General features: G+C 71.0%; 8 protein-coding genes. 6 read left to right on the forward strand and 2 right to left on the reverse strand.

Annotation, left to right across the window (positions count from 1 at the left end; genetic code table 11):
• Positions 1 to 1,287 (reverse strand): aspartate aminotransferase family protein, encoded by a 1,287-nt coding sequence (locus ACWGSK_RS05500; RefSeq protein ID WP_452455288.1) that lies wholly within the window; start codon positions 1,285 to 1,287, stop codon positions 1 to 3.
• Positions 1,288 to 1,404: 117 nt separating this feature from the next.
• On the opposite strand from ACWGSK_RS05500, the gene ACWGSK_RS05505 reads away from it, so the two are divergent.
• Complete coding sequence (locus ACWGSK_RS05505; RefSeq protein WP_358503105.1) at positions 1,405 to 3,009, forward strand: PucR family transcriptional regulator; 1,605 nt, start codon at positions 1,405 to 1,407, stop codon at positions 3,007 to 3,009.
• A 12-nt stretch (positions 3,010 to 3,021) separates the two neighbouring features.
• Here the strand turns inward: ACWGSK_RS05505 and gabT are convergent, their stop codons facing one another.
• Positions 3,022 to 4,356, reverse strand: a complete 1,335-nt coding sequence (gene gabT / locus ACWGSK_RS05510) for a 4-aminobutyrate--2-oxoglutarate transaminase (RefSeq protein WP_452455289.1) — start codon at positions 4,354 to 4,356, stop codon at positions 3,022 to 3,024.
• Between the two features lie 283 nt (positions 4,357 to 4,639).
• Between gabT and ACWGSK_RS05515 the strand changes: the two genes are divergently transcribed.
• From ACWGSK_RS05515 to ACWGSK_RS05535, 5 genes are all read left to right on the forward strand, one after another.
• Positions 4,640 to 6,127: a PucR family transcriptional regulator gene (locus ACWGSK_RS05515; RefSeq protein ID WP_358503099.1), complete on the forward strand. Its 1,488-nt coding sequence runs from the start codon at positions 4,640 to 4,642 to the stop codon at positions 6,125 to 6,127.
• Positions 6,128 to 6,271: 144 nt separating this feature from the next.
• Positions 6,272 to 9,418, forward strand: a complete 3,147-nt coding sequence (locus ACWGSK_RS05520) for a DNA helicase (protein ID WP_452455290.1) — start codon at positions 6,272 to 6,274, stop codon at positions 9,416 to 9,418.
• Between the two features lie 139 nt (positions 9,419 to 9,557).
• Positions 9,558 to 10,436, forward strand: coding sequence for an Fpg/Nei family DNA glycosylase (locus ACWGSK_RS05525; protein WP_358503093.1), 879 nt, complete (start codon positions 9,558 to 9,560; stop codon positions 10,434 to 10,436).
• A gap of 159 nt (positions 10,437 to 10,595) precedes the next feature.
• Complete coding sequence (locus tag ACWGSK_RS05530) at positions 10,596 to 11,615, forward strand: LacI family DNA-binding transcriptional regulator (RefSeq protein ID WP_358503091.1); 1,020 nt, start codon at positions 10,596 to 10,598, stop codon at positions 11,613 to 11,615.
• A gap of 264 nt (positions 11,616 to 11,879) precedes the next feature.
• Entirely contained in the window at positions 11,880 to 13,583 is a 1,704-nt protein-coding gene (locus tag ACWGSK_RS05535; RefSeq protein WP_358503088.1) for an ABC transporter substrate-binding protein, read from the forward strand.
• The last annotated feature ends 70 nt before the right edge of the window (positions 13,584 to 13,653 follow it).

Consider the following 13,653-nt stretch of genomic DNA (forward strand, 5'->3'; position numbering starts at 1 on the left):
TCAGGCCTGGTCGGCTACCGCGCGGACGGCGTCCAGCAGGATGTCGCGTCCCTCGGCGGCCTCCTCGGTGGACAGGTTCATCGGAGGGGCCATCCGCAGCACGTTGCCGTGCACGCCGCCCTTGCCCACCAGTAGCCCGCGCTCGCGGGAGGCCTCCAGCACCCGCCCGGCCAGGGCGGAGGAGGGCGCGTCGGTGGCCGGGTCGACCATCTCGATGGCGAACATCAGCCCCTTGCCGCGCACGTCCTTCACGCAGGAGAGTTCGCGCAGGGCCCGCAGCCCGTCGATGATGGTGCCGCCCTGCCGCAGCGCGTTGCCCTGCAGGTCGTGTTCGAGCACGTGGTCGAGGGTGGCGCCGGCCGCGGCCATGGACACCGGGTTGCCGCCGAAGGTCGCCACCCCCAGCGCCGGGAGCCCGTCCATGAGGTCGCCGCGCGCCACCACGCCGCCCACCGCGAACCCGTTGCCCAGGCCCTTGGCGAACGTCATCGCGTCCGGGGTCACCCCGTGGTTCCCGATCCCGAAGAAGCTCGTGCCGGTGCGCCCCCACCCGGTCTGTACCTCGTCGGAGACGAACAGGATGCCGTGCTCGTCCAGGACCTCCTTGTACGCCGCGTACAGGCCGTCCGGTGGCATCGCGAAGCCGCCCACCCCCTGTATCGGTTCGGCGATGAGGCAGGCCACGTTGGGCGCCGTGGTGTCGAGGACGTCGCGCAGGTCCGCCACGCACACGTCGATGTACTCCTGCTCCGTCAGGTGTCGGAAGGCGGGGGAGGCGTGGTCGGTGCCGTGCAGGTAGTGCACGTTCAGTGGGGACAGTGAGGAGTTCTTCCACGCCTTGTTCCCGGTGACCGCCACGGTGCCGAAGGACCGGCCGTGGTAGCTGCCGCGCAGGGCCAGCACCTCGTCGCTGCCGCGTGCGTGGGTGGCCAGCAGCAACGCGGTCTCGTTGGCCTCGGTGCCGGAGTTGGTGAAGAACACCTTGGCGTCGGGGATGCCGGACAGTCGGGAGATCTTCTCGGCCAGCTCCACCTGGGAGCGGATGAGGTACAGCGTGGACGTGTGCACGACGCCCTTGGCGATCTGACGTTCGACCGCCTCACGGACCTCGGGGACGTCGTAGCCGAGCATGTTCGTCACGATGCCGGTGAAGAAGTCCAGGTAGGTACGGCCTTCGGCGTCCGTGACACGGGCGCCCTTACCTCCGACGATCTCCATCGGGTTCTCGTAGTACAGGGGCATCCAGGAGGGCATGACCGCGCGGTGGCGCGCAAGGAGTTCCGACATGCCCTCAGTCTTCCCAGCGCCCACGGAATTGACCAGGCTCAGCATGTTGACATCATGCTGGTCGGCTTTACATAGTGTAAACCGCCCTGGGTGTGGCCCACGTTCTACACTGACGAGGTGCTCCCCACCCTCGCCGAAGTACTGAGGCTCCCGGCCTTACAGCGCGCACGCCCCCGAGTGGTCGCCGGCTCCGAGTACCTGGACGTTCCGGTGCGCTGGGTCCACGTCGCCGAGGTCACCGATCTGGCCCACCTGTTGCGCGGTGGTGAACTCGTCCTCAGCACGGGCATCGCCATGCCCGACGACCCCGCCGCGCTGCGCCGCTACATCGAGGACCTCGCCGACGCCGGGGTGAGCGGCCTCGCCGTCGAGCTCGGCCGCAAGTACCACGCCGAACTCCCCAAGGCCTTCCTCGACGCGGCCGAGGACGCCCGTGTCCCGGTCGTCCTGCTCGACCGCGAGGCGCGGTTCGTCGAGATCACCGAGGCCGTGCACATCCGGGTGGTAAACGAACAGGTGGAGGAACTGCGCGAGTCCGAGAAGCTCCACTCGGTCTTCACCCGGCTGTCCGTCGAGGGCGCCGACGCCGTCCAGATCCTGCGGGAGGTCGGCCGGCTCTCCGGTTGCCCGGTCGTCCTGGAGAACCTCACCCATCAGGTCCTGGCCTGCGACCTCAACGGCGAGGAACCCGGAACCCTGCTCACCTCCTGGGAGAGCCGCTCACGGTCGGTCCGTTCGGGCGACCGCACCGTGCACGCGCCCACCACCGGTTGGTTGGTCACCACCGTGGGCGCGCGCGGACAGGACTGGGGGCGATTGATCCTCATCGTCGGCGCCACCCCCACGGCCCGCCAGACCATGCTCATCGAACGCGCCGCCACCACCCTGGCCCTGGGCCGTCTACTGGAACGCCACCAGGAGAGCCTGGAACGCCAGACCCACCGCACGATCATCGCCGGCATCATCGATCGTTCCTACTCCGACCCGCAGGAGGCCCTGGTACGCGCCCGCGCCGTGGGGGTGCCGCTCAACGGACGTGAACTCGTGGGGCTGGTGCTGCGCCTGCGGGAGGGCGGGACCGGGCTGGCCGCGCAGGCCCGCTTGTCCGAGACCGCCGAGGGCGCCGCCCGGGCCTGTCGGGAGCTGCGGTTGCCCGCGCTGGTGGGCTCCCTGGACGACCTACGGGTGGGGATCCTGCTGGCCCTGCCCGCCGGCCAACGGCTGGACACCACCCTGAGCCGACTGGCCGACCGGGTGCACGCCAGACTGGGCGACGCCGTGGTGTTGGCCGTGGGATCGGAGACCGACGACATCCGCACGGTGCGCCGATCCTTCCTGGAGGCTCGGCAGGTGGGGGACGTGGCCCTCAAACAGGGCGAGCGGCGCCCCTTCTACCGACTTCCCGACCTGCACCTGCGCGGGCTACTGCACCTGTTCCGCGACGACGAGCGTCTGCAGACCTACGTGGAACGCGAGCTGGGGTCGCTGTTGGACCACGACGCCCGTCGCGGCGACGACCTGACCGACATGCTCCGCCACTACCTCGGCGCGGGCCGCAACAAGGCGTTGGCGGCGAGCCGGGCGCATTTGTCCCGGCCCGCCTTCTACGAGCGGCTGCGGCGGATCTCCTCGGTGCTGGACGTCGACCTGGAATCGGTGGAGACGTGCCTGTCGTTGCACGTCGCCCTGCTGTCGCTGGACTCGGTCCGCGACCAGGGCTGACCCGGCCGATCCCTACAGGTCGGCCAGGGCCTCCTCCAGCAGGTCCAGGCCCTCATGGAGCAGGTCGTCACCGATCACCAGGGGCGGCAGCATCCGGATCACGTTGCCGTAGGTGCCCGCGCTCAGCAGCACCAGGCCGCGGGCGTGGCAGTGCTTCAGCACCTTCGCCACCGCCTCCGGGTTCGGCTCCTTACGGTCCTTGACCAGCTCGATCGCGATCATGGCGCCGCGACCGCGCACGTCGCCCACCACGTCGAACTTGCGCGCCAGGGTGTTCAACCGACCCAGCATCAGCTCGCCGATCTCCCGGGCGCGCCCCACCAGGTCACCCGACTCGATCGCCTCCAGTGAGGCCAGGGCGGCCGCGCACGCCGCGGGGTTGCCGCCGTAGGTGCCGCCCAGGCCACCGCCGTGCACGGCGTCCATCAGCTCGGCGCGACCGGTCACCGCGGCCAGCGGCAGCCCGCCCGCGATGCCCTTGGCCGTCGTGATCAGGTCCGGGACGATCCCCTCCTGGTCACAGGCGAACATGTCCCCGGTGCGGGCGAAACCGGTCTGCACCTCGTCGGCCACGAACACGATCCCGTTGGCGCGGCAGTACTCCACAAGCGCGGGCAGGAAACCGGGCGCCGGCTCGATGAACCCGCCCTCGCCCTGGATGGGCTCGATGACCATCGCGGCCACGTTCTCGGCGCCGACCTGCTTGGTGATCTGGTCGATCGCGGCGGCGGCCGCCTCGGGACCGCAGTTCTCCGGTCCGGTCGGCCAACGGTAGGCGTAGGCCATGGGCATCCGGTGGATCTCGCCGGCGAACGGACCGAACCCGTGCTTGTACGGCATGTTCTTGGCGGTCAGGCCCATGGTGAGGTTGGTGCGGCCGTGGTAGGCGTGGTCGAACACCACGACGGCCTGGCGTCCGGTGGCGCTGCGCGCGATCTTCACGGCGTTCTCCACCGCCTCGGCGCCCGAGTTCAGCAGGATGGACCGCTTCTCGTGGTCACCCGGGGTGACCCGGTTGAGGGCCTCGCACACGTCGACGTAGGCCTCGTACGGGTTGACCATGAAGCAGGTGTGGGTGAACCGGCCCATCTGTTCGGCGGCCCGCTCGACCACGCGCGGGTCCGCGTTGCCGACGTTGGTCACGGCGATGCCCGACCCGAAGTCGATGAGCGCGTTGCCGTCCACGTCCTCGATGATCCCACCGCCCGCGCGCTCGACGTAGACGGGCAGGGTGCTGCCCACACCCTGGGCGACGGCGGCGCTGCGACGCTCCTGGATGGCCCTGGATCCAGGGCCGGGGATCTCGGTGACGATCCGACGGGACTGGACGACCTCGGTCGTGGCCATACGGCTGCCTCCTTGCGGGGGTCGGTTCTACGGGGTGGACGCCGGTGACTCGCCTGACAGCGAGTGGTGTCGGTTTCGCGCCTGCGCTTCGATTCGGCGTGTCCGGACGCCTGGGGGCAGAACCCTGACGGCGCCCGAACGGGCGACCCCCGGTGGTCCATGGAACAGACCATAGGCCGGGTGGAACCCGACACACATGGACACAGTGGATAATCGAAGCGGTGCCCTGTGCCATTGCGGCGGGGTGCGGATCGACGGGGTGGTCGAACGAGGGGGAGGCGCGATGCCACCGACACTGGGAGCCCTGCTGCGCACGCCCAAGCTGCGGTTGCGCCTGCTCACCGGGCAGGAAGGGCTGCACCGCAGGGTGGAGTGGGTCGCGGTCAGCGAACTCACCGACCCCACCCCGTACCTGGCCGGGGGAGAGTTGGTGCTCACCACCGGGGTGGGCTGGGTGGAGGATCCACGGGACCTGCGCGACTACGTGCGCCGCCTGGCCGAGCGCGACATCGCCGGGTTGGGGTTCGGCGCCGACGTCGTCTTCGAGCACACCCCCGACGAGCTGCGCATGGCCGCCGAGGAGTTCGGGGTGACCCTGGTGGAGGTGGCGCGGGAGACACCCTTCATCGCGGTCGGCAAGGAGGTATCGCGGCTGCTGGCCCAAGAGGAGTATGAGGGTCTGACCAGGGCCTTCGGTGCTCAGCGGGAACTTGCCCGGGCCGCGTTGCGCGGAGCGGGCGCCGTCGTCGAACGGTTGGCCCGCGAGCTCGACGGGTGGGTGCTGCTGTTGGAACCCGACGGTTCGGTTCGACACGCCGCCCCCGCCCGGGCCGCCGAGCACGCTCGCCGGTCGGCCGCCGAACTGCCCCGGCTGCGCGGGGCGGGTCCCCGCGCCGGAGTCTCGGTGGTCTCCGACGACGAGCACGTGGCCCTGCAGTCCCTGGCCATCGGTCGTCGGGTGCGCGGCTTCCTCGCGGTGGGCTCCCGCAGGGGGTTCGGCTCGCACGACCGCACCCTGGTCAACGCCGCGGTGTCGCTGCTGTCCCTGGAACTGGAACGCCCGACCACGGAGGGCGGGTCCGGGATCGCGCCGGGGGTGGTGGCCGCGCTGTTCGACGGGGCCCTGGACCCCGCGCACACGGGTGCGGCGGCCCTGCGTCGCGCCCTGCCCGACGAACCGGTGGTGGCGGTCGCCGTGCAGGGTCCGCCACCGGAGGGGCCGCTCCCGGACGGGCTCCTGACCACCGACGCCGCGGACGTCCCCTCCGCCGGCCCGGCCACCGGCACACTGCTGCTGGCCTCGGCCGAAATCCTCGACCGGCTTCCCGAGGTGTTCGACGAACTCTTCGACGGGGGCGTGGGACTGAGCGAGCCGGTGTCCTACGCCGAACTGGCCGTGGCCCGCGCCCAGGCCGAACGGGCCTTGGCCGTGTCGGTGGACGAGGGACGCGGTCCGGTGCGCTCCGGCGACCTGCCCGGCGGTCTGCTCGGGTTGCTGGAGACCCCCGCCGGGACCCGGCTGGCCGATGATCTCCTCGCCCCCCTCGACCGTCAGCGCAACGCCGCCGAACTGCTCGCCTCGCTCCGTGCCTACCTCGCCGCTTCGGGCCGCTGGGACGCCGCGGCCGAACGACTGGGGGTGCATCGGCACACCCTGCGTTATCGGATGAAACGCATCCGGGAGCTGCTCCCGGGCGACCTCGACGACCCCGATCACCGCACGGAACTGTGGATCTCCCTCCGTGTCCGCGAAGGGCGAGCCCGGCCCTGAACGAGCGGGTGCGTCACCCTGAGTGATAGTCGTCGCGGGTTCGATCATTCCGAGGGTGGACGCGCGCGGAATGCACCACAATGGGACCTGATGGCGGGGAGTAATCATCTGATCACAAGAGGGTCGGATGCTCAGGGGGACGCTGTGAGGTCACTGCGAGACGAGGCACGGAGCGGACCGGCCGGTACCCACACCACCGTGGGCGGAACGGTCGGCGACACGGGCGCCCAGGGCGTCGGGGTGGGAACGGCCTCGCTGCGCTGGAAGCCCCCCGTCGACCAGGGCGAGGTCCGCTCGTTCCTGGCCTACCTGCGCTCCTGTCTGCACCGGGAGGCGGTCCACGGCCACGTGGTGCGCGCCGAACACCTGGAGTCCGACACCTGCTCCTGTTTGCCGGCCGGTCCGGAACTGCTCTTCAGCGGGGCCAGGGACACCCTGCCTTTGCACCACGAGAGCGCCCGTGTCACACGACTCGCCGGTCGCCATGGTCAGGCCCTGCGCTACGGCTACCCCCTCGTCGTCCTGCCCGGTGAACCGGCGGACGAGATCGACGCGCGGGTGACGTTGCCACTGCTCACCGTGGACGTCCGGGTCGTCGACGAGTACGACACCAGGGGGGGCGGCGAGCGGCTCGGGGCCGGTGACGTGCCCCTGGTCCGGGCCATCGGCCCACCCGACGTCAACATCGCCCTGCTGGCCCGCCTGGGCATCACCGACCCCGAGGACCTCTTCGAACTGCGCACCAGGTTGCGCGCCGGGGCGCCCGACACGGTCCACCGGCCGGCCGCCGTCGCCGACCTCGCCGCGAAGGTGCGCACCCTGCTCACCCGCCTGGAGATCGAGCGCGTCGACGACATCGCCCCGCTCGGCACCCGCGGTCTGCCCCGCACGTTGAACGTCGGCGCGCACAACACCGCGGTGCTCCTCCGCGCCGGTCCGGGCGGCCGACCCGAGATCGAGGAACCCGAACCCGGCAGTGTCGAGGGTCTGTTGGCCGACCTCGACCCCACCGACCGGGACGGTCTGGACCCCGACGCCATCGGTGGCACCGCCCTGGAGTCCCTCCTCGGAGCACGCCCCTTCGGTGGCAAGCTCGCCCGTGACCAGGGAACGGACGGGGACCGACCGGCCCGGGGTCGACGGCGTCGCGCCACCGGTCGGCGAGCCCAGGGCACCGCCGAGGCCACCGCTTCCACCGTGCCCGTCCCGGTCTCGGCCACCGCCCTGTCCCAGCCCCGATATCGGGCACTGGGTTCGGCCATGCGCGAGCAGCTCACCGTGGTCGCCGCCCCGCCCGGGTCCGGTGCCTACGACCTCGTGGACGCCATGGTTCGCACCGCCGTCACCGCCGGGCAGCGCGTCCTGGTGTGCGCGTGTACCGAAGCCGATGTCGAGGCGGTCCTGCGCCGGGCCGACACCGACCCCGGCCACCCCGTCATCCGGGCCGGTGACCACGGACGACGCGCCGCCGAGGCACGCCTGCTCACCAGGGTCCTGGGCCGGCACACGGGGGCCGTCCCCGTCACGATGACCCCCGACGACGAGGACCCGGACCGCTCCGACGACCTCACCGACGCCTGGAACCGGGTCCGCCAGGTGTGGGAGGCCATGGACACCATGGCCTCCGGTGGCCACGCCCTCGCCCACCTGGCCGAGGAACGAGGCCGCAGCATCGCCCGCGGCTGGGACCCCGACACCTTCTTCACCCCCGAACGAGGCGGCCCCGAGTACTGGCTGCACCGCGCCGAACGCGCGGCCGCCGGCGGGTTGGGCGGCCTGTCCCACCGCTCCGCGATCCGCCGCGAACTCGGCGTGACCACCGATCCCGACAGTCTGGCCCAACTGTGCGCCGTGGCCCGCCTGGAAAGCGACTGGCGCGAGGCCGTGGACCGCCGTACCCGCAGCGCGCCCCTGGCCGAACTCACCGACGATCTCGCCCGCGCCCTCCACGACCACCGGCGCGCCGGGGCGCAGCGTCTCACCGCGAACACCGAACTCCGGCTCTGGCGCGGTCGCGCCGTCATCGAGAACCGCCTGGAGACCCTCAACTGGCACCACGGCGGCGGCCGAACCGGACTCACCGGACTCACCGGACTCCTCGGAGCCCTACCGGCCTGGGTCTGCCGCACCGACCAGGTCCGTGCCCTGCCTCCGCAGGCCGGCCTGTTCGACCTGGTGATCGTGGCGGGAGCCGAACGAACCCGGGTCGGTGAACTCCTGCCCGTCCTCTACCGGGCCGACCGCGCCGTCGTCCTCGGCGACCCCGCGCACCCCGGGCCGCTCACCGCCCTGGAACCCGAGGAGGAACGCCGGGCCCTGGCCACCGCCGGGCTCGTTCCCGACCTTCTCGACGACCGAGCCCTGCGCTACGGTGCCGGCTCGGCCCTGCGCGCCGCCTACAAGGCCGCTCCGCCCATGCTGTGGCTGGACGAGCACCGGGGTGCCCCCGAAGCCCTGGCCACCGTCGCCGCACGCCACTGCTACGGGGGACGGGTCTCGGTGATCACCGAACCCGAACCCGCCCGAGGTCCCGTCTTCGACTGGCGTGACGTCACCGGCGAGTGCGAGGCCGCGCCGGGGTCCTCCTACATCAACCGTGACGAGGCCTATCGGGTCGCCGTGGTGGTCGACGAGCTCGATCGGGAACTCCCCGAAGGGCACACCCTGGCCGTGGTCGCACCCCTGCAACCCCAGGTGGCGTTGGTCCGCCGGCTGCTGCGCCAACGCGTCCTGCGCCGACCCGTCCGGGTCGGTGGCCCGGACCTGCTGACGGAGGGCGGCGGTACCAACGACGTCACCCTGCTGTCCCCGATGCTCACCACCGGCGGGTCCGCCATCGCCGAACGCCGGGTGCGCCGGATGAGCCACCTGTGGGCGTCGATCCTCACCCGGACCCGACGTCGGCTCGTGGTGGTGGGGGATCGATCCCACTGGGCCCAGGGCGACGGGCCCCTCGCCGACCTGATCGCCGGGGCCACGACCACCGGCACCGTGGCCACACCCGTCGATCCGGCCGGCGCCGCCCTGGTCGACGCCCTGCGCGCCGCCGGCACCGACGTCACCGTCGCGCCACGACTGCACGGTCATGCCGCCGACCTGCTCGTTCGCTACGGAGCCCGCAGGGTGGTGCTCCTGCTCGACCGCGAGCCCGACGGTCCCGCGCTACGCCGGCTCCTGGCCCGCGGCGAGGCCCTCAACGGGGCCACCGACGACCTCGTCGTGGTCGTCCCCGCCTGGCGTTGCCTGGCCGACCCGCGCGCCCTGGTCGAGGAGATCCTCTCCGCCTGCTGACCCCGGCCCCCGCCGCCCGGATCCCGGTCCGCCCCGGCCCGTGCCCCACCTATCCTGGGAGGCCACGCGCACATGCCCGAATCACCCTGGTTCGCCCGACAGGCCAGGCGATGCCGCGGGCGAAGAAGGGGAGACTCGGGTGCCCGAGGGACACACACTGCACCGGCTGGCCACACACTTCGACAAGGTCTTCGGCGGCGGCGCCGTGCGCGCCACCAGCCCCCAGGGCAGGTTCTCCGACGGGGCCGCGCGCGTCGACGGGCGGGTCCTGGTCGAGAGCGAGGCCCACGGAAAGCACCTCTTCCTGGGCTTCGACTCGGGCGAGTGGCTCCGCGTCCACCTGGGCCTCTACGGCGCCTGGACCTTCGGGGACGTCGACGGTGAACGTCACCTGGGCGCACCACGGGCCCCAGGCGCGGATCGGCTCGAACTGGAGCGCGACCCCGACGGCTTCGTCGTTCCGCCCGCTCCGGTGGGGGCCGTCCGCGCCCGCCTGGTCAACACCGGTGGCTGGGCCGACCTGCGTGGCCCCTCGGCCTGCGAGGTCATCACCACCGACGACAAGCACGCCGTCCAGAACCGGCTGGGTCCGGACCCCCTGCGCCCCGACGCCGACCCCGACCGGGCCTGGGGGATGATCTCGCGCTCGCGTACGACCATCGCCGCGCTGCTGATGCGCCAGGACGTCATCGCGGGCGTCGGCAACATCTACCGCGCCGAGTCCCTGTTCCGTGCCGGGATCGACCCCCTGACCCCCGGTAGGGAACTGGGCCGGGAACGGTGGGACACCCTGTGGGAGGACCTGTCCGTCCTGCTGCGTGACGGGGTGCGGGACGGCTACATCATCACCACCCGACCCGAGGACCGTCCCGATCCCGACGCCCACCCCGTGCCCCGGCCCGACACCCTCTACGTGTGCTACCGGACCGGTGAGCCCTGCCGGGTGTGCTCCTCGCCGATCGCCTCCTCGGAACTGGCCGGACGCACCCTGTACTGGTGCCCCGGATGCCAGCCCTGAGCCTCTCCCGAACCCTCCGTCCCACCCGTCCCACCCGTCACATCCGTCACAGTCGGGAAACTCCCTGGACCACGCCGTATGCGCGTGGGTTACAATCCCCTCTCGGTGACTGAACCGGTTCAGTACGTGAAGTAATGGGGAGGCGGCTTGGGGTCTGTGATGAGGCGCCCGACGATCATGGACATCGCCAAGGCGGCGGGCGTGTCCAAAGGGGCGGTTTCCTACGCCCTCAACGGCCGCCCAGGAGTGTCCGAGACCACGCGGGAACGGATCCTCTCGATCGCCAGCGACCTCGGTTGGGCTCCCAGCAACCCCGCCCGAGCACTCGCCCCGGGAGGGCGGGTCGGCGCGATCGGCATGGTGGTGGACCGACCCGCCCGATCCCTCGGGATCGAACCGTTCTTCATGCAACTGGTCTCGGGAGTGGAGACCGAGCTCGCGGCCGCCGGCATAGACCTGATGCTCCAGGTGGCCGAGGACATCGGCTCCGAGCTCGCTGTCTACCGCCGCTGGGCCGCCGAACGCCGTGTCGACGGCGTCGTCATAGTGGACCTGCGGGTGGATGATCCCCGTCCCGAGGCCATGGGCGTCCTGCCGCTGCCCGCGGTCGTCCTGGGCGGGCCGGGCGGCACCGGCGGGCTGCCGTGCCTGTACACCGACGACGGCGCCTCGGTGCGCGAGGTCGTGCACTACCTGGCCGCGCTGGGCCATCGCCGGATCGTTCGGGTGGCCGGCCCCGAGGACTTCGTGCACACGGGCGACCGCACCCTCGCCTTCCAGGAGGCCGCTCGCCGAGCGGGCCTGGAGGAGGCGCGCACGGTGCACGCCGACTACACCGGGGAGGCCGGCGGGCGCACCACGCGGCGACTGCTCGCCGCCGCCGAGCCGCCCACCGCGCTGGTCTACGACAACGACCTGATGGCGTTGGCGGGCCTGGGCGTGGCCTCGGAGATGGGCGTGAAGGTGCCCTCGCAGCTGTCCATCGTGGCCTGGGACGACTCCGCGCTGTGTCGTCTGGTGCGCCCCTCGCTCACCGCTATAAGCCGTGACGTGTTCGGTCACGGTCGCATAGTGGCCGAGATGCTCAACCGACTCCTGGCGGGGGAGCGCGTCGAGGATCGGGAGACCCCGTTGGGCGAGCTCCAACCCCGGGGGAGCACGGGCCCCTTGACCCCTTGAACGAGGATGGTGGCCCGACGGCGTGCACGGAACCGGTTCAGTGCCGGTCTTCTCGGTGTGTCTTCGGGTCGACATGCCTGTTACAAGCGGATAACACCGAAGTGACGGGGATTGACGGGCTTCGTCCGGGCATGCTGTTGTGGACCTCACTTACCCGGTTCAGTAACGGCCCTTCGCGCTCACTACTGGGAGCGCTCCCAGCCTTCCTCTCAGGAATCGGCTTCCCCCCTGAAAAGGGCCGACCGGGTCGAAGGAGGAGTCGAGATGAAATCTCTGAGACTTCCCGCCGCCCTTGCGGCGGTGGCGCTCATCGCCACCGGCTGTTCGGACGAAGGCGGGTCCGCCAACGGTGGCAGCTATCCCCGGGAGGAGACCCTGTACACCACGGGTACCGCCTGGAGTCCGCCGACCAGCTGGAACCCCATGATGCGCGGCAACTTCGCCGTCGGCACGATCGGCATGGTCTACGAGTCGCTCTTCCACTACGACCCCGAGTCCGGGGAGTACGTCCCCTGGCTCGCCGAGGGCGACGAGTGGCCCGACGAGCAGACCCACGTCATCAACCTGCGCGAGGGGATCACCTGGAACGACGGTGAGCCCCTGGTCGCCCAGGACGTCGTCACCACCCTCGAACTGGGCAAGGTGGACGGCGTTCCCTACAGCACGGTCTGGGACTACGTCGAGTCCGTCGAGGCCACCGACGAGCAGACCGTCACGGTGAACTTCTCCGAGCCCCGTGCCCAGGAGTGGATGAACTGGGCCTACTCCAACCCGATCGTCCCGGACCACATCTGGGCCGACATGGAGGAGACCCAGATCGTCGAGGGCGCCAACGAGAACCCTGTCGGCACCGGCCCCTACGGCTACGAGTCGCACGACGACGAGCGCATGATCTGGGAGCGCAACGACGACTGGTGGGGCACCGACGCGCTCGACCTCACCATGGACGCCCGCTACGTCGTCGACATCGTCAACGCCTCCAACGACGTCACCCTGGGCATGCTCACCCAGGGCGAGGTCGACCTGTCCAACAACTTCCTGCCCGGCATCGACCAGGTGTTGGAGAGCAACGAGCTGATCACCAGCTACTACGACGGCCCGCCCTACATGCGCAGCGCCAACACCGCGTGGCTGATCCCCAACCACGACGTCGCCCCGCTGGACGACGCGGCCTTCCGCCAGGCGCTGGCCCACGCGATCAACATCGATCAGATCATCGAGGGTCCCTACTCCAACCTGGTCGAGGCCGCCAGCCCCACCGGTCTGCTCCCCGAGTGGGACGACTACATCGACCACGAACTGGTCGAGGAGGCGGGCTTCAGCCACGACAAGGACGAGTCCGTGGCCTTCCTGGAGGACGCCGGCTACCTGGACGAGGACGGTGACGGCTTCGTCGAGACCCCTGACGGTGAGCCCATCTCCCTGACCCTGGCGGTCCCCTCCGGCTGGACCGACTGGATGGAGGCCGCGCGCCTCATCGCCCAGGACGCCCAGGAGGTCGGCATCAACATCGAGGCCGAGTTCCCCGACGAGGACCTGCTGAACCAGAACCGTAACAGCGGTGAGTACGACCTGGTCATCAACAACGCCCGGCAGCTGAGCAACACGCCGTGGACCTACTACGAATACCTCTTCCAGATGCCCATCCGCGATGAGCAGACGACGGTGAACTTCCACCGTTACGAGAACGAGGAGGCGTGGGACCTCACCCAGCAGCTCGCCGCCGTCCCCGCGGACGACACCGAGGGCATGGCCGAGGTGAGCTCGCAGATCCAGGAGATCTACCTGGAGGAACTCCCCACCATCCCGCTTTGGTACAACGGCCAGTGGGCGCAGGTCAGCAACGCGAACTGGACCAACTGGCCCAGTGAGGACGGCGACCTGGCCACCCCCGCGGTCCTCTGGGAGGGCTGGTACGAGCTGGGCTTCATCGAGACCCTCGCGGCGATCGAACCCGCCGCCGAGTAGGCCCCTGGGAGCGCTTCCGCCCTGGGAGCGCTCCGTGAACCCGCCCCCGTCGCGGTGCCCCGGCACCTCG

The sequence above is a fragment of the Nocardiopsis sp. NPDC055551 genome (genome assembly GCF_053619415.1).